The organism is Polaribacter sp. AHE13PA (assembly GCF_019278505.1).
In the GTDB taxonomy this organism is placed as follows: domain Bacteria; phylum Bacteroidota; class Bacteroidia; order Flavobacteriales; family Flavobacteriaceae; genus Polaribacter.
This window is the reverse complement of the sequence record NZ_CP058985.1, coordinates 2,286,095-2,307,717: the sequence shown is the minus strand read 5'-3', so window position 1 is coordinate 2,307,717 and position 21,623 is coordinate 2,286,095. Positions and strand designations below refer to the sequence as shown.

At 32.0% G+C, this 21,623-nt stretch carries 12 protein-coding genes; 11 read left to right on the top strand and 1 reads right to left on the bottom strand.

Going from position 1 to position 21,623, the window contains the following annotated elements:
- Window positions 1-3,120: a TonB-dependent receptor gene (locus tag H0I28_RS10030; protein ID WP_218759021.1), complete on the bottom strand. Its 3,120-nt coding sequence runs from the start codon at window positions 3,118-3,120 to the stop codon at window positions 1-3.
- 304 nt (window positions 3,121-3,424) lie between these two features.
- On the opposite strand from H0I28_RS10030, the gene H0I28_RS10025 reads away from it, so the two are divergent.
- The 11 genes from H0I28_RS10025 (at window position 3,425) to H0I28_RS09975 (ending at window position 21,611) form a co-directional block, all read left to right on the top strand.
- Complete coding sequence (locus H0I28_RS10025) at window positions 3,425-4,942, top strand: alpha-L-fucosidase (protein ID WP_218759020.1); 1,518 nt, start codon at window positions 3,425-3,427, stop codon at window positions 4,940-4,942.
- Window positions 4,943-4,954: 12 nt separating this feature from the next.
- On the top strand, window positions 4,955-6,148 hold the full coding sequence (locus H0I28_RS10020; RefSeq protein WP_218759019.1) for a putative glycoside hydrolase: 1,194 nt from the start codon (window positions 4,955-4,957) through the stop codon (window positions 6,146-6,148).
- Between the two features lie 39 nt (window positions 6,149-6,187).
- The gene (locus tag H0I28_RS10015) at window positions 6,188-8,107 is read left to right on the top strand and encodes a sulfatase (protein WP_218759018.1); all 1,920 of its coding nucleotides are present in this window, start codon (window positions 6,188-6,190) and stop codon (window positions 8,105-8,107) included.
- 26 nt (window positions 8,108-8,133) lie between these two features.
- A complete protein-coding gene (locus H0I28_RS10010; protein ID WP_218759017.1) occupies window positions 8,134-10,062 on the top strand; it encodes a sulfatase in 1,929 nt (642 codons plus the stop codon).
- Window positions 10,063-10,164: 102 nt separating this feature from the next.
- Window positions 10,165-11,643, top strand: coding sequence for an arylsulfatase (locus H0I28_RS10005; protein WP_218759016.1), 1,479 nt, complete (start codon window positions 10,165-10,167; stop codon window positions 11,641-11,643).
- A gap of 12 nt (window positions 11,644-11,655) precedes the next feature.
- Entirely contained in the window at window positions 11,656-13,536 is a 1,881-nt protein-coding gene (locus tag H0I28_RS10000; RefSeq protein ID WP_218759015.1) for an alpha-L-fucosidase, read from the top strand.
- A gap of 13 nt (window positions 13,537-13,549) precedes the next feature.
- Window positions 13,550-15,157 carry an arylsulfatase gene (locus tag H0I28_RS09995; protein WP_218759014.1) on the top strand — a complete coding sequence of 536 codons (1,608 nt, stop codon included), beginning with the start codon at window positions 13,550-13,552 and terminating at the stop codon, window positions 15,155-15,157.
- Between the two features lie 32 nt (window positions 15,158-15,189).
- Window positions 15,190-16,686, top strand: coding sequence for a sulfatase-like hydrolase/transferase (locus tag H0I28_RS09990; protein ID WP_218759013.1), 1,497 nt, complete (start codon window positions 15,190-15,192; stop codon window positions 16,684-16,686).
- A gap of 15 nt (window positions 16,687-16,701) precedes the next feature.
- The gene (locus H0I28_RS09985; protein ID WP_218759012.1) at window positions 16,702-17,841 is read left to right on the top strand and encodes an alpha/beta hydrolase fold domain-containing protein; all 1,140 of its coding nucleotides are present in this window, start codon (window positions 16,702-16,704) and stop codon (window positions 17,839-17,841) included.
- Window positions 17,842-18,034: 193 nt separating this feature from the next.
- Window positions 18,035-19,588, top strand: a complete 1,554-nt coding sequence (locus tag H0I28_RS09980) for an arylsulfatase (RefSeq protein ID WP_218731319.1) — start codon at window positions 18,035-18,037, stop codon at window positions 19,586-19,588.
- Between the two features lie 19 nt (window positions 19,589-19,607).
- Window positions 19,608-21,611 (top strand): T9SS type A sorting domain-containing protein, encoded by a 2,004-nt coding sequence (locus H0I28_RS09975; RefSeq protein ID WP_218759011.1) that lies wholly within the window; start codon window positions 19,608-19,610, stop codon window positions 21,609-21,611.
- Window positions 21,612-21,623: the final 12 nt, after the last annotated feature.

The window sequence follows — 21,623 nt, the reverse complement described above, 5'->3', positions numbered from 1 at the left end:
TTAAAATTTATATCTCATCGTTAATTTCCAAATAGGGTTTCTAGCATAGTAAGCTGAAAAATTTCGAGTATCACCTCCTTGAAACCTACGAATATCCTCACCTGTAAGGTTAGATACTCCTGCACTAAGTTGTAATTTTTTATTTAATAAATTCTTTCTAACGGTAATTCCAAGAGTAGTATTTCCTTCAGTGTAGTGTGGTTCATCTGCACGTGTATTTCCTCCGATAGCTCCTAAATTACTCAGGTAATCACCTCTGTAAGCTGCTGTAAATCTTACAGAAAAACCAGATCGCTCATAATACAAAGTTCCATTAGCATTATGCTTAGCTGTACCAGGAAAACCATCGGCTTGCTCCCCTAAATCTCCATCAAATTCACTTTCAACGTAAGAATAATTAGCTTTTACACCAAAATCTTTTGCAAAACCAGGTAAAAAAGAAAGGTGTTGATTCAATCCTACTTCAAAACCATAAATTTGTCCATCTGTAATGTTTATTGGCTTGGTTATATCAAATAACAAACCAGTTAAATCATCAGTACCACCTGTTCCATTAGGTAATGCTATCCCTAATAATTCTTCTCCTGGATATGTTTGATCTGGTGTTACTGCTTTTACGATGTAATTTTTGAGATCTTTATAAAAAGCACTAAAAATAAAAGCACCTCCGTTGTTAGTATAAAATTCTAAAGTAGTATCATACATCCATGCTGTATAAGGTTTTAAATCAGGGTTCCCAGATACAATAGTTCCTCTTAGTCCCGAATTAGCTAAGTCTGCTGCATCTTCAGGGGCAATATTGGATAGAAAAGTAATCTCATTGTTTGGAATTAGATCTACAAACTTTGGTCTTGAAACTCCTCTATAAGCACTAAATCTTAATTTTGTTCTTTTTTGTAACGTAAAATTGGCATTAAAGCTAGGTAATACATCCCATCTTGAAGTTTCTACTTCATAATAAAAATTCTCTATTGAAAACTCATCCAAATCATCGCCAGTATCTGCATCTTCAAATGCTACCCCACTAAATCCTCTTGATTTATTTTGTGTTCTTACAGCTCTAACTCCAAAATTTAAACTTACAGGAAGCTTAAGAAGCGCTGTTTTTATATCCATTTGTGTATAAAAATCGGTACTCGCTTCATTTGCACCGTAGGATCTTCTAGCATCAAAACCTAGATTATTTTCTTCTGCCTTTACGTCTTTTAAATCTACATCAAAATCAAAAATACTTCCTCCATCTACATCAGAATAACCTGGCATTAAATCTAGTACAGCTTGCCCTGGAACTTTAACCCATCCGTTTTCTAAACCAGCAACATTACCTTCATTAAAACCTACGCCCGTAATCTCTCCTAAAAGATCAGTATAAGCACCACTAGAATTTAGGTCAGCCACAATACCTCCATATAAACCACTTAATTGATCACTATCAGTATGCGAAGAAGTTGTTTGTCTAGCTTCAAAATCAGTTACCGAATATCTAGATCCAAAAGATATTTTTGATTTTTTCTTTAACTCATATTCAAAATCAACTTTTGCTGCATAATTATACCCTTTAGTTCTAATAAGTCTACGTGAAACTCTATTAAGGTCGAAAGAAGCTGGATCAAAAGCCTCTACGGGTAATCCATAATCAGGAGTATCCCCTCTCAAATCAACATCCAAACTTGTTTGATCATATCCTCCGTTACGTCCTTGAACTCTGTGAGTTATTTGCGTTAAATTTTGAAAATAATTTAAATCTGAATACGATACATCTGAAATGATTTTTAATTTATTTATTGGTTTATATGTTGTATTTAAACCAACTATATTATTGGTTGAGTGATTGTCATAAAATTGATTTGCATTTGTAATGGTAGTCCTAACATTGTCTTCTGAAGAAGGACTAATATAAGTTAATATATTTCCATTAAAATCAAGATCTCCTTCATTAAAAATATGGCTTCCCCCTAATAATTGAGTACCTCCTGTACTTCCCAAACCTATCTGAAATTGCTGTCTATCCGAATTAGCTTCTACAGTTGTTCTAGTATAGTCTAATACCATATCTATTTCTTTTATTGGTCTCCATTGTATAGCTGCAGATGTTGCAAAACGCACTTCATTTTTTCTTAACAATGAATTATTAATGGTTCTACCAACAATTACATCAGAATACTCTGTCCCATTTTCATCCGTAAGATTTATACCCTGTGTAATTCCTCTTAAAGAAGCTTCATCTTTTATATTGTCTTCATCAGCATAAATAATTGAAAGTGCAACACCTAGTTTCTCATTTATTTTCGTTCCATAAACTCCTGAAAATCTCTGACCAAAATCAAGATCTTCAATTGTTGAATTAGACGCACCTCTTACATTTACACTGGCAAAATAATTCTTCTTTCTATATTTTGCTTCTAGCGGTCTTATCGTTTGAAAATCTACAGTACCACCAAGGTTTGTTGAAACTTCTTTAGCCTGCGTTGTCTTATGAATTCTTGCTCCCGAAATAATTTCGGTAGGAATCACATTCAAGTTAAACTTTCTAAAATCTGATTTCCCTTCATTACCTGCAGAGATTGGTGTACGTCCATTCATTGTTACACCAACAAATTGCGGCCCTATTCCTCTAATAGAAACTCTATCTCCAGAAACTCCATCTACATCTCTTTCTATTTGTACACCTGCAACTCTTTGCAAAGCATCTGCTGCGTTGGTGTCAGAAAAATTTCCAATATCTTCTGGAGTAATTGCTTCTATAACTATAGCTGCTTCTCTTTTAGCTCTCACTTCAGATATATTAGAAGCACGAATTCCTGTAATCACAATCTCTGTTAAAGATTGCGCATCAACTTCCATTTGAACATTAATTTGTTTTTTATCTGCTATTGCAATTTCTTTAGTCTTATAGCCTAAATAAGAGAATGTCATTACTGCATTAACTTTCTTTACCTCTATTATATACTCCCCTTCCATATCAGAGACTGTACCATTAGTAGTTCCGTTAACAATAATACTTACCCCAGGTAAGGGTGTATTACTCTCGTCTGTAACTTTACCTTTAATTACATTTTCTTGTGAAAAAGTAAAAGAAGACATCAAAACAACAATAATAATAGTTAATATATTTTTCATGTGTATTTGGTTTAGTTTATTGATGCTAATTTCTAACTTATTTAAACAAAGGGTCTTCTTATTTCAATCATTTCTTTGCTCATTTTAAAAAACAACTAGAAATATACCTTGGTTTTCGTGCTATATATAAGGTGTTTAAAGAAAATATTGCTTTTAATAGTGCCTCTTTTTTTTGTTTTCTATAAAACCTTTTTCTCTTTATTGTTATTGATCTTTATTTTTTACAGCAAAAAAATGATGGAATAGAGAATCGTTTGTTAATAGGTAAATAGTTACTTTGTTTACCTGATAAATGAATTAAGTAATGAAGAAATTTACAACAATCTTTTTTTTAACATTAAGTGCAACTTTTGTTTTCTGTCAGAATAATCAGTTTCAAAAAACAATTGCTCCTAATTGGGAATCCATGGCAAAAAACTATCAGGTACCAGAATGGTTTCAAGATGGTAAAATTGGCGTTTGGATGCATTGGGGAATTCCTTCTTCTATTGATGAAAATAGAATAGAAGATGGATCGCATTATGGAAGAAGAATGTATGGTGATACAGATTACGATGCCAGAAACGAACCAGACAGAATGAGAACTGTAAAATTAACCAAATGGCATACAGAAAGATATGGGAAACCATCTGAATTTGGTTATGAAAAATTTATAAAAGACTTTAAAGCAGAAAACTTTAATGCCAATGAAATTGTAAAGTTTGTGAAAGAATGTGGCGCTCGTTTTATTATGCCAGTGGCAACGCATCATGATAATTTTGATATGTATGATTCTTTTTTTCCTTGGAACTCTGTTAAAATGGGCCCCAAAAAGGACATTCTTAGAGAATGGAAAAATGCTGCAACAAAATATGATTTAAAATTCGGAGTTTCAACTCATTTATATTGGTCTCCTCGTTTTTTTAGAACTGCAAGAAAATTTCAGAAAGAAGGTACTCCTGAATGGGAATTCTTTAACATGGATTATGATTCTTTCGAATTTGCTAGCCAAGATAGTTGGAACCAACATTGGTACAAACGTTCTTGGGATTTGATAGAGAAATATGATCCAGATATGTTTAATAACGATTCTCCTTATCCAACAATAAAAACCGGAAAAGGATTGGGTGTTAAATTATTTTCTGATTACTTAAATAGAGATTTAAAAGAGAATAACGGAAAACAAACAACCGTTTTATCTTTTAAAGATATAAAAAAGAATAAAGCGGCATTTACTTACAACTTAGAAAGAGGTATGTTTGGTGAACAACAAAAATATCCATGGATTTGGGCAACCGATTTATCTGGAAGTTGGTTTTATAGAAAGAATTCTTTTACCAAAATGTCTTTAGATGTATTAATAGGTAATGCTATTGATGCCATAAGTAAAAATGGTGTGGTTATGATTAACATTGCTTTAAAAGGCGATGGAACGATTCCTGATAATCAAATAAAAATGTTGTCTGATTTTGGTGCATTTGTAAAAATTAATCAAGATGGAATTTACAACACCAGACCTTGGAAAATTTATGGTGAAGGTCCTTTAAAAATAGTTACTAAAAGAGCCGGTGAGAATCTAAAAAAATTCTCTGAAAAAGACATTCGTATTACGACAAAAGATGGAAATCTTTTTGCTTTTGTTTTAGCAGCACCAACAGAAGATATTTTAATTAAAACACTACATAAAGGTGGTGTTTTACAAAAGAAAATAAAAGAAATTAAATTATTAGGAAGTGATGAAAAAGTTACTTGGCAGCAAGAAAAAGAGGGGTTAATTATTAAAAATAACTTTAAGAAATTACCGAATCAGCCAGCTATTTGTTTTAAAATATTTTTAAACTAATTTATATCAAAAATGGATTCTAAATTTTCATTTTTATTAATTGTTTTAACACTTACTTTAGGTTCGTGTAAAACACAAAATGTAGATACTTCTACTATAAATTTGGTAAAAAATAAGTTGCCAGAATTTTCTTGGGATAAAATGCCATTGTATATGCATTTACGCAAATCAACTTCTTTTTCTAATAAAGAGATTCAATATTTATCAAAATTTCCATTAATCACTTTTGAAAAAACAACAGGAAGCAAAACTTTTGGGTCTACAGAAAAAGGAACTATTAAAGCGGCAAAAGCTGTAAAAAAAATCAATCCGAATGCTAAAATATTATATTATAAAAATGTAGTTATCAATTGGGGTGGTTATTCTGAAGATGAAAATTTTTTATACGAACATCCAGAAGCTTTATTAATCAATGCTAAAGGACAAAATTCGGTAATGCCAAATGGCAAAACAGGATTCTTTGACATATCAGAAGACTATGTGCGTAAGTATTGGTTACATCATGTGAAAAAGGTTACTGAAAATCCATTTATTGATGGTATTTTTTTAGATGCTAATATAAAAGTATTAGTTCCTGGTTTTTTTAATAGTCGTGTTGGAGAAGAAAAGCAAGAAGCTATTAAATCTGGTTACTTATCAATGATGGCAGATTTAGAATCACAATTAGGAGATGATAATTTACTCATAGCAAATATTCTTCGTGTTCGACCAGAATTTGAAGATTCGGGTAGAGCATACTTAAAATTCTTTGACGGCTCTTATATAGAAGGTTTTGAGCATGAAAGTTTTGGCATGGCTTATGAAGATTACCTAGCACAGGGAATAGAAGCTGTACAAAAATCTGCAAGAGAAGGAAAAGTAATAGCCATGTCTCTTGGTATTGGCAAAGAATTAAAAAATGCCGAAGCAGGTATTGATGATGTTAGAAAAAAAGTAAGTAAACATGAAGATTTTTCAAAGCGCTTAGAGTATCTATTAGCTATTTTTTTAGTTTGTGCAGAAAAATACAGTTATGTTTATCCGCATGATGGCTATGGAACTGAAAAATCTGCTGTTTGGTTAAAAACATTTCCACAATATGAAAAGCCTTTAGGAAAACCTTTGGGTTTTGCAAAACGCGAAGGCTACATCTATACTAGAAAATTTGAACATGTAGATGTCTGGTTAGATATCAAAAATAAAACATCAAAATTAAACTATAAATAAAACTTTACGTCCTAGAATTAATATAACAAATTAAAAAAAATGAAATCAATTTTAACATCACTAGCAATTTTATTGTTCTTTTCTAATCATGTTATTAGTCAAGAAAAAAAGGATTTAATAAAACCCAATGTTATTATTTTTTATGCTGATGATTTAGGTTGGCAGGATACAGAAATAAATAATTTAGACGAACCAAGCCCATGGGAAACGCCTAATATTTCAAAATTAGCTGAAGATGCTGTAAATTTTACAAACGGATATTCTCCTGCACCTACTTGTGCGCCATCTAGATGTGCTGTTTTAAGTGGGTTACATCCTACCAAAACAGGAGTAACACACGTTGCTGGGGGGCAAATGCCTAACGCAGAGCAAAGTCCAAACTATATATCACCTTTTTTTGAAGGAGGATTGTTTCCAAAACATTTTACAATTGCGGAAGCTTTAAAAATGAATGGATATACAACAGGACATATTGGAAAATGGCATGCAGGACATGATGATTCTCAAAAATCAAAAAACCAAGGTTTTGATTTTGTTCATGAATCTAGAGGAGCACATCAAGGACCTAAAAAACCAGACAATCGTTTGAATACATTTGCAACAAAAGCAAAGAATGATCCTTACCGTTTAAGTGATGAAAAATATCCTCCTTTTACCAAAGATTCTCCGGAAGGAATTTCATACCCATATGATGAAATTACTGAAAATGCTCTTAAATTTATTGGTGAAAGTAAAGACGAACCTTTCTTTTTATATTTAGCACATTGGATGGTACATTCTCCAATTCACACTAAAAACCGTGAGTTATTACAATATTACTGTGATAAGTTAGGAATTGATTTTCCAACAAAAGATGTCCCTGTAACAACAGAAGGTCAAACAAATCCTTATTTTGGATCTATGGTAACAACTTTAGACTGGAGTTTAGGACGTGTGGTAGACTTACTAAAGAAAACAGACGACCCTAGAAATCCTGGTAAAAAATTATACGAAACTACATACATCTTTTTCTCTTCGGATAATGGGGCTGTTGAACACGTAGGTAAAGAAATAGTTACAGATAATTTTCCATTAGATGAAGGAAAAAAATATGCTCAAGAAGGAGGTATTAGAGTACCAATGCTAATTTCTGGACCAAGTATACCAAAAGGAAAAGTATATGATGGGTTGGTAAATCAATTAGATTTTTACCCAACAATTTTAGACCTTACAAATAGTAAAATACCTACTAAGTACAGTTCCGATTTAGATGGATTAGATATTTCTGGAGTTTTGTTAAATAATGAAACTGTTATCAAGAATAATAATGGAGAACCAAGAAAAGATTTATGGTGGCATTTTCCTCACAATCGTGAATTTCAAATGCAATCTGCAATAAGAGCGGGAGATTATAAATTGTATAAAAACCATGTAAAAGGTAATTATGAATTATACCGTTTGTACAAAAATGGTGAAAGAGCAGATTTAGAAGAGAAATTTGATATTGCAGAACAGTCTCCAGAGATAGTTAAAGATTTATCTACAAGATTAGAAAAGTATTTAAAAGAGTACGATGCTAAATTCCCTTATAAAAATCCTTCAAAAATAAAAGGAGAACCAGAAAATGTAGCTGCTATTCCAAAAATTAAATCAGATTCTTTTGATCCTGTATCACGTAAAATTACGGTTACATTAGAAAATGGGAACTCTAAAGTTATTGAGTTTTATGGATTGATATCTTACAAAGATTTACATGCCGTTTCAAAAAATGGAAAACAAAGAAAAGTGCACGAACCTTTTACAAAATTAGAAGGAGAATTTAATAAAAAGACATCAGAATATACCTTAACGCTTCCAGTTGGAGTAACAGAAGCGGGTATCATTTTTATAGATGAAAACAGATTTATGGTTAAAAGTAAATTTCATGCTTTAAAATCACCAAAAAAATCTAAAAAAAATAAGAAAAACAGAAATAATTAAAACAAATAAAATTTAAAATACTTACGATGAAAAATAAAACAAATCTTTTAGGTTTATTATTCTTATCACTATTTGTTTCTAATACAATGAATAGTCAAAAGAATTCTAAATTAATAAAACCAAATGTCATCATTTTTTATGCGGATGATTTAGGTTGGCAAGACGTACAATTAAACGATTTAGATGCGCCTTGTGCTTGGGATACGCCAAACATTGCCAAATTAGCGGAAGATGCTATCAATTTTACCAACGCATACTCTCCGGCACCAACTTGTGCGCCTTCTCGTTCTGCACTTTTAAGCGGATTACATCCTGCTAAAACAGGCATCACCAATGTAAGTGGAGGAGGAGTTCCTAAGGCTCAGAGAGCTGAAAAATATATTAGTCCTTATTTTCCATCAGGATTAATGCCAGAAAACTTTACCATCGCAGAAGCTTTAAAAATGAATGGTTATAAAACAGCTCATGTAGGGAAATGGCATGCAGGAGAACTTAAAATTCAAAAATCAACCAATCAAGGTTTTGATTTTGTACATGAATCTAGAGGGGCACACACAGGTCCTAAAAAACCAGACACTCGTTTGACTAATTTTGCAACAAATGATGCTAATGATCCATACCGTTTAAGTAAAGAAAAATATTTTCCTTTTACAAAGGAAAATCCTGAAGGAATTTCTTATCCAACGGATGCCGTTACAGAAAATGCACTTAAATTTATTACCGAAAGTAAAGAAGAACCTTTCTTTTTATATTTAGCACATTGGATGGTACACTATCCTATTCACACAAAAAATCGCGCATTATTAGATTATTATTGTGATAAATTAGGGGTAGAGCTTCCAGAAGTAGATGCTGAATGGACTAAAGAAGGTCAGAACAATCCTTATTTTGGTGCTATGGTAACTACCTTAGATTGGAGTTTAGGGCGTGTGGTAGATTTGTTAAAGAAAACAGATGACCCTAGAAATCCTGGTAAAAAATTATACGAAACTACGTATATCTTCTTTTCATCGGATAATGGTGGAGCGGAAACTCGTAAGGCAGAAGTAATGTCTGACAATGCGCCTTTAGATAAAGGTAAAAAATACTCTGAAGAAGGTGGTATTAGAGTTCCAATGCTTATTTCTGGACCAAGTATTCCAAAGGAAAAAACAAAAGATGTTTTAATCAATCAGTTAGACTTTTATCCAACTATTTTAAACCTGACAAATAGTGAAATACCTTCTAAATATAGAGATGATTTAGACGGATTAGATATTTCTAAGGTCTTGTTAAATAACGAAAAGGATGTAAAAGATAGCAAAGGAAACCCTAGAGAAGATTTATGGTGGCACTATCCTTATGGAGACGATGTTAAAAACCAATCGGCTATTAGATCTGGAGACTATAAATTGTATAAAAACTTTAATTCTGGTAAATATGTATTGCATCGGTTGTATAAAGATGGAAAGCGATATGATTTAGAAGAACAACATGATATTGCAGCAGAATCTCCTGAAATTGTTAAGAAGTTAGCTGCTAAACTAGAAAAGTATCTAAAAGATTACGATGCTAAGCTGCCATATAAAGACCCTTCTAAATTTAAAAATGAAGAAGATGCAGCCGCTATTCCGGTTATTGTGAATGATGTTTTTGATGCGAATTCTCGTACAGTGACTATTCAATTAGAAAAAGGAAAATCGAATGTGATTGAAAGTTATGCGCTTATTAAAATTTCTGATAAACCAAGTGCTACAGGAAAGAAAAAATTACACACAACATACATAAAAGTACCTTTAGAAGCTAGTAAAAACAAATTAGAATACACTTTTAATGTACCAAAAGATGTACATGAATGTGGAGTTATTTTTATTGATGAAAATAGATTTATGGTAAAAAGTAAATTTCATGAGTTAATAAAGGCTCCTAAAAAAGGAAAGAAAAAAAATAAAAAGAAGAAAAAGAAAAAAAATTAAACCCTTAAAAGAAGTTAAAAATAGATAATAGGTCTTTCATAGAGTTATAATTTTTTATGGAAAAAAGAATTCCATAAAGCCAAATAATAAAAAACAGGAAACATGAAAAATATCGTTACTACTTGTTTTTTGTGTTTCCTATTTTTATCAAAAATAGCGTATTCACAAAAAAACATAAAAAAGCTAAAAAACAGTAGACCAAACATCATCTTTGTAATGACAGATGATCAAGGTATGGGAGATTTCTCTTGTATGGGGAATCAAGTTGTAAAAACGCCAAATATTGATGCTTTTTATCAAAAATCAACACGTTTTACAGAATATCATGTAAGCCCTACTTGCGCACCAACTAGAGCTGCATTAATGAGTGGTAACCATGAATTTAGAGCAGGTGTAACGCATACAATATTAGAACGTGAAAGAATGGCTTTGGACGTTTACACACTTCCACAAGCGTTGCAATCGGCAGGTTATAAAACAGGTCTTTTTGGCAAATGGCATTTAGGAGATGGAGATGAATATCTCCCTCAAAACAGAGGTTTTGATGAAGTATTGATGCATGGTGCTGGAGGTATTGGTCAAGTCAATTTAGGCGATTTCCCTGCGAATAAAGAAAACTTATATTTTGACAATGTCTTACTTCACAATAAAACGATTGTAAAAACGAAAGGCTTTTGTACGGATGTGTTTTTTGATGCAGGATTGGCTTGGACAAAACAACAAATCGATGCTAATAAACCATATTTTACGTATTTATCATTAAATGCGCCTCATGCTCCATTAATTGCTCCAGAATCTTATAAAAAACGTTTCTTAGAACTGGGTTATGATGAAGGTACTGCTGGAAGATATGGAATGATTGAAAACATTGATGATAATTTTGGAAGGTTGATAAAAAAACTGAAAGAATGGGATGTTTTAGATAATACGTTAATAATTTTTACAACAGATAATGGTGCAACACATTTAGGAGGAACTTTAAATGGGAAAAAAGTAAAACATTTTAATGCCAATCTTAAAGGTGGAAAAAATTCGCCTAATGAAGGTGGAAATCACGTACCTCTTTTCTTTTACTGGAAAGGCGTTTTATCCGAAGGAAAAGATATCAACCAACTTACAGCTCATATAGATTTATACAAAACCTTTACAGAATTGGCTGGCGCTAAATTGTCAGAAACAATGCAATCTTTAAAAGGATTATCGTTAATTCCATTATTAGAAAACACAGCAACAACCTGGGAAGACCGTTTGATGTTTACGCATTGTGGAAGATGGAAAACAGGAAAAGTAGAAGAAGCTAAATATACTAAAATGGCTATTAGAAGTCAGCAATGGCGTTTTGTAAACAATAAAGAACTGTATGATGTTATGAACGACCCTGGAGAACGTAAAAATGTGGCTTCAGAAAATCCTGATGTGATAGAGAATTTTAAACAACCTTATGATGAATGGTGGAGTAATTCTATTCCTCTAATGGTTAACGAAAATAGAAAAAGAATAAGGGAGCAACCGCTTCATGCAAAGTATTATAAGCAATTAAAGGAAAAAGGGATTTTAGAATGGAAACCTACAGTTGATTAAAAAATTACGAAAATGAATGTTATAATGCGTCCGTCTAAAACCAAACTAAGAATCTATAGTATTGTATTTTCTATGTTTTTAGTTACTATATCCTGTAAAAAAAAGGAAGATATTACTGTGTCGATTGAAAAACCATTCGACCAAACTAATAATTGGATTGTATTGGAAAAAACAAATGCGGAAAAAAAAGAAACTATATATTCTTGGTACTTTAATGTAAAACATCCTTCTGAATATGTACTTCAAATGGTTTCAAGTGGAGCAATATCCGAAGATAAAAAATCTGTAAAAGTAAAGATTGATAAACAAGAGTTTGAAGAATCACTCTCAGAAAACTACCTAATTAACTCGAATGAGATCGTTTCAGAATTCAAAAGCAAAATTCAATTTAAAAATACAGGAAAACAGAAGATTTCAATAACAACTGATGCAAATTTTAAAACGGTAAGAATTATTCCTCATTATAAAAAACCAATTGGTTCTGGCAACTATCATCAAGAATGGTTATCAATGCATAATTCTGATGAAAAACAAAAAGCACTAAAACGTTTTAAAGAAGCAAAGTTAGGAATGTTTATTCATTGGGGTTTATATTCTGAAATTGGTGGAATCTGGAAAGGAACTAAAATTAATAACTCTCCTTATCCAGGTCCAAAAGTTGCAGAATGGTTAATGTATGCGTTTCAAATTCCAAGAGAAGAATATAAAGAGCTCGCAAAAACGTTTAACCCTGATAAATCATTTGCACAAAATGTAGCGAAACTAGCCAAAGATGTTGGCATGAAATACATCGTCATCACTTCAAAACACCACGATGGATTTGCTTTGTTCGACTCTAAAAGTTCAGAATTTGACATAGTTGATGCAACTCCATATAAAGCAGATATTGTTAAAGAATTGTATGACGCCTGTTTAAAAGAAGGTATCGATTTTGGGGTATATTATTCTCATGGAAATGATTGGATGGATGGTGCTGATGGTAATTATGCCAACGTTAAAAAGGTAAATGATTCTTTAGGAATATATACACATCCAACAGGTAAAAACTTATGGGATCCAAGTAAAAACACACATAAAGAATACCTACAAAACAAAGCATATCCTCAAGTAAAAGAACTTTTAAATGTATTGCCCGAATTGCGTTTAATTTGGTTTGATGGAACTGGTTTTATCACCGAAGAACAAGCATTTCAGTTTTATAAATTGGTTTATGATATCAATCCAAATGTAGTAGTAAACAGAAGAGTTGGTTATGCGTTTGGAGATTATTTAGATGCTGGAGATAATAAGATTCCTTCTGCATCAGAAAAGTTAGAAAAATATTGGGAAACTTGTGGAACAACAAACAATTCTTGGGGTTACAAATCTTATGATAAAGACTGGAAAAGCCCAAAAGAACTGTTATATTACTTTGTTGATATTTTATCTAAAGGCGGAAATTATTTATTAAATATTGGTCCTGATGGAAAAGGAAATGTACCAGAAACAAGCGCAAAAAACTTGCGTGAAATGGGTAAATGGATTCATCTAAATGCTGATGCTGTTTATGGAACATCTCGTTGGAAAACACCAAATGAAGGTCAAGAAGAAACACTTTTAGATGGTACAGGTCATAGAGCTGCTAAAGGTTTTGAAAGAAAATTCACTTCCAAAGATTTTTGGTTTACAACAAAAGAAAATAAAGTATATGTTATTTCATTAACCAATACAGAAGGAGATATTCTTATAAAATCGCTGAGAAAAGGTGAGGGAGATATTGAACAAGTAAAGTTATTAGGAAGTGGCAAAACCCTTAAATGGAATCAAAATAAAAACGGATTAAAAACTACTGTAATCGGATTACCAAAAAATGCGCTTGGTTATGTTATAGAAGTTACTTTAAAAAATAATTAAACTAAATTACATCATGAAAAGTATATTGACTCAAATTTTTCAAATACGATTTCTACTTTTAACAGTATTACTAATTACTACAAATTGTGCTAGTAGCCAGACATCAAAAAAGGAAGATCAAAAAAAACCAAACATTATCTACATTTTAGCTGATGATTTAGGTATTGGTGATGTTAGCCTTTATAATGAAAAAAGTAAAATACAAACGCCCAATTTAGATAAAATGGGTAAAGAAGGTATGCAATTTACAGATGCACATACCTCTTCTGCTGTGTGTACACCAACCAGATATGGTATTTTAACAGGACGATACAATTGGCGAACACCTTTAAAAGAATTTGTTACTTGGGGGAATTCACCGAGTTTAATTCAGAAAAACAGATTAACCGTTGCACAATTACTAAAAGATAATGGCTATAAAACAGCAAGTATAGGAAAATGGCATTTAGGTTTAAACTGGACTATGAAAAATGACAGTCCAGAGTTTGATCATTTTTCAGACAAATCTGAGCGTTTAAATTTCAAAAATATAGATTATAGTAAACCCTTAAAATTTGGACCTAATGATATGGGATTTGATTATTCTTATATGATTTCAGCCTCTTTAAATATGCCTCCTTTTGTGTATATAGAAAACAATAAGGCAACTATGATTCCTACAAAAATAACAGAGAGAAGCAGAAAAAAATATCCTTTTAGCAGTTGGATAAAAGGAGATGTTGCTGATGATTTTAAACATGAAGAAGTACTTCCCAACGTTGTAAATAAATCAATTTCATTTATTAAAGAGAATGCCAATAAAGAAAAACCTTTTTTTATGTACATTCCATTGCCTTCTCCACATAATCCTGTGTTACCAATTGCTCCTTGGAAAGGACAAAGTGAAATTGGCAGTCCTTATGCAGATTTTGTAATTATGATTGATGATTTAATGGGTACTATCTTTAAAACATTAAAAGAACAAGGAATAGACGAAAATACAATAGTCATTTTTACAAGTGATAATGGGTATGCTACCACCAATGATTTAAAAACTTTAAAACAGCAAAAACACAGTCCTAGTTATATTTACAGCGGTTACAAAGGAAGCTTTTTAGAAGGTGGTCATAGAGTTCCGTTTTTAGTAAAATGGCCAGGAAAAATTAAACCCAACTCGGTTTCTGATGCAACCATTTGTACTACAGATTTTATGGCAACTTGTGCAGATATTATTAACTATGATTTTAAAGATAATGAAGCAGAAGATAGCTACAGTATGTTGCCTTTATTAACCAATGAAGGAGATTACCTAAGAGATGCAACCATACATCATGATAAATATGGCGTTTTTGCCATCAGAAAAGGGGATTGGAAATTAATTGTATCGCCAAATTCTGGAATTTCGGCTTCAGGTGAAACTAAAAAACATAAAGATATTTTAGCAGATGAGATTCTGTATAATTTAAAAACAGATATCAAAGAAAGAAATAACGTTGCAGGTCAATTCCCTGAAAAGGTAAAAGAATTAAAAGAGCTATTAAGCCAACAAATTAGAAACGGAAGAAGTACTCCCGGAAAAAAACAAGATAACGATGCTATTACAGGGGAGTGGCCTCAAGCAAATTTTGCATTTAAAAAATAAATTCACTTCTAAATACTAAAATAAAAACACAAATGAAAACATTAAAATTTCTTTTCATATTAGTTTTAGCAATCTCTTGTAAGTCTCATGCTACAATCAAAAAACAAGATACTATTGTTAAAAACACCGCTCCTAATATTGTTTATATTTTAGCAGATGATATGGGGTATGGAGACCTTTCCTCTTTAAATTCAGAGTCAGGAATTCAAACACCTCATATGGATAAAATATTAAAAGAGGGCGTTCATTTTACAGATGCGCATACAAACTCTTCTGTCTGTACACCAACTAGATATGGAATAATTACAGGACGTTATGCTTGGAGAAGCTCCTTAAAAAAAGGGGTTTTAAATGGTTATAAACCAGCTTTAATTGAAGAAAGCAGACCAACAGTAGCTACCTATCTTAAAAGCAATGGTTATACAACCGCTTGTATTGGAAAATGGCATATCGGTTTAGATATGCAACCGAAAGAAGGAGACAAATCTATAAAAGCTAAAGATGGATTGAGTAATGTAGATTTTTCGAAAAGAATAAAAGATCCAAGTTATTTAGGGTTTGATTATTCATACATTATTCCTGCTTCTTTAGACATCCCTCCTTATCTTTATATCGAAAATGGAAAAGCTGTAGAATTACCTACAGAATATACAACAGAGAAAAGAAAAGGTAGAGGTCTTAGTTGGAGACCAGGAGAAAAAGCACCTAGTTTTGTTTTTGATCAAGTATTAGATAATTTTACAAAAAAATCGGTTTCTTTTATTGATGATCAAAAAAAAACAGATTCACCTTTCTTTCTTTATTTTGCGTTAACAGCACCTCATACTCCTTGGTTGCCGGTAGGTGATGCTGTTGGTAAATCTAAAGCAGGAGATTATGGTGATTATGTTACTATGGTAGATGATGCTGTAGGTGCAGTTGTTACTGCGTTAGAAAAATCTGGTCAATTAGAAAATACATTAATTATTGTTACTTCTGATAACGGATCTAATTGGACAGAAAGAGATAAAGAAAAATTTACTCATCGTGCAAATTATATTTACAAAGGTCAAAAAGCAGATATTTATGAAGGAGGTCATAGAGTGCCTTATATTGCAAAATGGCCAGGTGTAATTCCTGCAGGATTGGAATCTAATCAATTGATGTGTACAACCGATTTATTTGCAACTTTATCAGGTATTTTAAATCAACCAAAAGTAGAAAAAGGCGCTGATGATAGTTACAACATGTGGCCTGCTTATACTTCTAATGTAAAAACACCCATTAGAGAGGCTGTAGTACATCATTCTATGTACGGTATGTTTTCTATCAGAAAAGGAAAATGGAAATATACTCCAGAATTAGGTTCAGGTGGTTTTACAAAACCAAAAAATGTAGAAGCAAAACCCAATGAAGCTACAGGAACTTTATATGATATAATTAATGATCCAGAAGAAAAAAACAATTTGTATAAAGAAAATACAAAAGTAGTTGCAGAATTAAGTAGTCTTTTAGAAAAGTATCAAAAACAAGGGTATAGTAATAAATAGGAAGACAGCAGAGTTATGACACAATCTAGAAAATTTAATTTTTCATTAGTAATTCTATGTATCACATTTCCTTTTTTAAAAGGAATTGCGCAAACAGAAGATCAATCTAACGGAGCGTATCGCGAAGTTTACATTAACAAAACTTGGGAAAGGTTAGATGAAAACAAAGACGGTAAATTTACGGAGGAGGATAACAAACGCATCTGGAAACATTTAAATAAATTATTAGACAGTAACGAAGATGCCCTAATTAGCTTTGAAGAATTTTCGGCTAAAAAGCAAGTTCCGTATTTGAAGACAGAGGGAAAAAGAAAGTTAAATGTTCTGTACAAAGTTACCAAAGAAGAGGATTTATATTTAGATATTTATTATCCTAAAACGTTAAAAGAAGGAGAGAAATTACCCGTAGTGATATACACACATGGAGGTGGATGGGCAGCAGGCAGCAGACATGGAGCAGCGAATGCTTCTTTTAAAACCGTACATACAGCACTTTTAGAAAAAGGATTTTGTGTGGTTTCTGTAAGTTATAGACTTTGGAAAAATGGCGGAAATACTACCATGAGAGATTGTGTAATAGATAGTAAAGATGCTATGCGCTATTTGTCTAAACATAACAAAGAACTAGGAATTGATGCCAATCGTTTTTTCTCATTTGGAGATTCTGCAGGTGGTCAAATAGCACAAATGTTATTACTAAGTGCTCCTGAAAGTTTAAAAGGAGCAAAATCATTAGAAAAATATACTTATAAAATGGTTGCAGGAGTTTCTTGGTATGGGCCTTGCGATTTTGAAGATATTAGTTTATTCAATCATGATGATAGCCCAAATTTTAAAGATAGATTTGGTGCAAGAATAACAAAACCAGATACCAAACCGAAAGACAAATTATTGCTCTATAAAGAAATGAGTCCGATTAATTATTTACATAAAAACAGTGCTCCGTTATTAATGATTCAAGGAGACAAAGACACTACCATTCCAGTAAAACACGCTTATTATATGGCAGAAAAAGCGAATGAGTTTGGAGCACCTGTAACCACATTAATTGTAAAAAATGCAGGACATAATTGGCGAAAAGTTGGTGCGGATATTAATCCTAATAGAGGAAATATTGAACAAAGTACTATTGATTATTTTGTTTCTCATTTATAATTAATTAAAGCAAATAAACGATTGATTAGAGAAACTATTGTTTTTAGTTTAGCTTTAAATTTGTTTATAGACTTGTAAACATTATGATAAATGACACGATTGTGTATGCATTCTTAAAATACTATTAACGTTAGTAGTTTAGTCTGTTCATAAGTATAACTATTTAAAAAGTATAACATAAAGTAAAATAATCATGAATAAATTTAGTTTTTTTAATGTAAAATTAGTTTTTTTAGTAACGTTGGTATCTGTTTTGTCCTCATGTGCACAAAATAAATCAGCAATTGCACAAAACAAATCAAATAAACCAAACATCGTATTTATATTATGTGATGATTTAGGTTATGGAGAAATACAAAGTTTAGCTCCAGAAACAAGTAAAATTAAAACACCTCATGTTGATAAACTAACCCAAGAAGGGATGGTTTTTACGGATGCTCACTCAGGGTCTTCTGTTTGTACACCTACACGTTATGGAATTATGACAGGGCGTTATAGCTGGCGTACAAAATTGCAGAGTGGAGTGGTATCTGGTTTTGCTCCAGATTTAATTAAAGAAGATCGCCCAACGGTTGCAAATTTTCTTGGTAATCAAGGTTATAACACTGCAATCATAGGTAAATGGCATTTAAACTTTCAATATGTAGATTCTATTTCGAAAGAAATAATAAGAAAAAAAGGAAGAAACTTACCACCTGTGGGTGCTACAATACCAGATGGACCTATTAATAGAGGATTTGATTATTATCATGGTTTTCATCATGCAGGTAGTATGAAAGCAGTTCTAGAAAACAACAAAGTAATTCTTCATGAAGATGAAATTAATATGCTGCCTCGTTTAACAGCAAAATCTGTAGAATACATTAATAATCAAGCAAAAAATAAAGATGGAAAACCATTTTTTCTATATGTACCTTTAGGTTCGCCACACACGCCAATTGTACCTTCAATAGAATGGCAAGGTAAAAGTGGACTTGGGAATTATGCAGATTTTGTAATGCAAACAGATGCAACAGTAGGCGCTATTACAAAAGCACTAAAAGATAATGGATTGTCTGAAAATACATTGGTAATTTTTAGTAGTGATAATGGTACTTCTAAAGCAGCAAATATAAAAGGACTTGCTAAAAAAGGACATATAGTAAGTGCGGGATATCGTGGTTCAAAATCTGATTTATGGGATGGTGGACATCGTGTGCCTTTTATTGTAAGATGGCCTGGACAAGTAGAAGCCGGTTCTGTAAATAATGATTTAATCTGTTTAACAGATATGTTTGCTACATTTTCGGAGATAACAGATGTTGCTATGCCGAGCAAAAGTGGAGAAGATAGTGTAAGTTTTTTACCAGCACTAAATGGAGAAGCTATTAATAGCACGAGAGATGGTGTAATCCATCATTCAATTTCTGGACATTTTGGGTATAGACAAGGAAAATGGAAATTGTTATTATCTAGAGGGTCAGGGGGTTGGAGTTCACCACAAGAAGATGATACTACATTAGATAATATGCCTATTGCTCAGTTATATGATATGGAAAACGATGCAGCCGAAACAACTAACTTATATTTAGAGCGTCCAGAAATTGCTGAAAAGCTATTACAGCTTTTAGAAAATGATATTAAAAATGGAAGAAGTACAACGGGGGAGTTTTCTCAAAATGATATTGATAATATAATTTTATGGAAAAAAAGAACTGTTAGTAGGAGTAAGAAAGCAAAAAATAAAAAGAAGAAGGCTAAAAAATAATTTTATCTAAAAAAATTAAATGTCAAAACTAAAGATTTTATTACTGTCACCATTTTTCCTTTTGTTAGGAAACAAAACTCATGCGCAACATCTTTGGTTTGAAAATGAAACAGAAACGGAAAATATAACATTTTCTAGAACAGTAGATGGTACTTTTACTACAGCTGAAACAAATCCAGATGTTAGTGGAGTAAATACAAATACAAAAAGTTCTAAGTTTGTTAGAGATGCAAATGTTACTAGAGGATTTACCTATTTTCAGTTGTTTACCCCGCTAACAACTGCTTCAAAATATACAGTAACTTTAAAAGCTTACATAGATGTTGCCACTTCAGATTTATCGACTGAACCCAATCGTTTACGTATCTATTTACGAAATACCACTACTGGAGATTTTAAACAGATAACAAAAAAATTTACAGTAGGTAAAGCATGGGAAAAGTTTTCTTTTGTTTTTGATAAAGCTGATTTCACAACAGAAGGTTTAGGAAGCGGAGGGTATAATCAATTAGATATTGGTTTTGGAAACGGACAAGAATCAACATCTACAATAAATTATTATATAGATCAAATTCACGGATCCATACCACAAGTACCCCTTGAAGAAGTGCTTAAAGGTTCTTGGGGAGGTCGTTTTTACGTAAGAGCAGGTGAAGATTTAGATGACTATGTTGATAATAGAGGTTATGATTATATTGCAGGAGCGCAAGAAATTGCAGACAGTTATCCTACAATGGGGCATGTACTAACCAATGCTACCAATAATGCAAATGCACAATTATGGACTTTAAGAACAAATCCTAATGTAGATGAGGTTATGGGAGCCGAAAATTCTATTGTAGATGAAGAATTTGTGCCTAGTCTAGCCAAAGAGCAAATTATTATTGATGTTATTGATATCTTTAAAAATTCAGGTAAAAAAGTTATTTTATATGTAAATACGCAAAGTCCAGCAAATAGAGCGACAGCAGCAGGAGCAGTAGCTTGGAATAATTATGTAGATACATATTTTGCTGGTGATGGTCATGCAGCATGGATGAACTATTGTGAAGGTTATATAAAACGTTTTACAGAAATAGGAGTTGATGGATATTGGTTTGATTCATTTGGAAGTTATAATATTAATAATAGTCTTGGAGGTGCTGATATTGCGAGTACTACTGAACAAAAAGCTGAATTTGTAGCAATGATTCGTAATGCAGCTCCTAATGCTATTATCACAACGAACATTGATAAAGATTCTTTTGTTGATGAAAACGGAGATTTAATATTGGTAGATACTGATGGAATTGATGAAACGGTAGGTGTTGATGGTACTGGTGATGATCCTAATAGAGACTACACTATTATAAAGATGACAGCAACTAATTCTTGGTCAGATTTTACAGCAGGACATATTACGCCGTTAGGGCAAGGAGCTCCTCCTAATTCTTGGGCTTATGAGGAGTTTACAGTACCAGATATTGAACAATCATCAATATCTATATATGAAAATGAAAAACAAACATTAAAACATTTGTTTTTACCAATAAGAGCCACTTGGTCTAGCGAAAGGTCTGATCTAATGTTTGATAATGAACAAGCGTATCGTTTTGCGAAAAGAATTACAGATGCAGGAGGATCCGTTACATTCTCAAACACAACTGCTAAAGATGGTACTACCTCAGAAGATGAAGTAGAAATATTAACATTTATGGATCAACAATTTGCTATTAATGCAGATGCAACTGTTTATGAGCGTCCAGAAGGGGCATTTCTTGTTGGAGAAGATCAAAGCCTTTCTATAGCGTCTAATTTGAGTGATGATGTCTCTCTTAAAGTATTTCCGAATCCAGTAAAAGATGTTTTTAAATTATCTAAAGAATTCAATTCTCTTACTATCTATGCAATTACAGGTGAAAAAATATTACAATTTTCAGGAAATAAAGAAAGTTTTGACGTTTCAAACTTAAATTCTGGATTCTACATAATCAAAGCATATGTAAATAATAATTTTGAAGTAATTAGATTCCTTAAAAGATAATCGTTTCAGGAA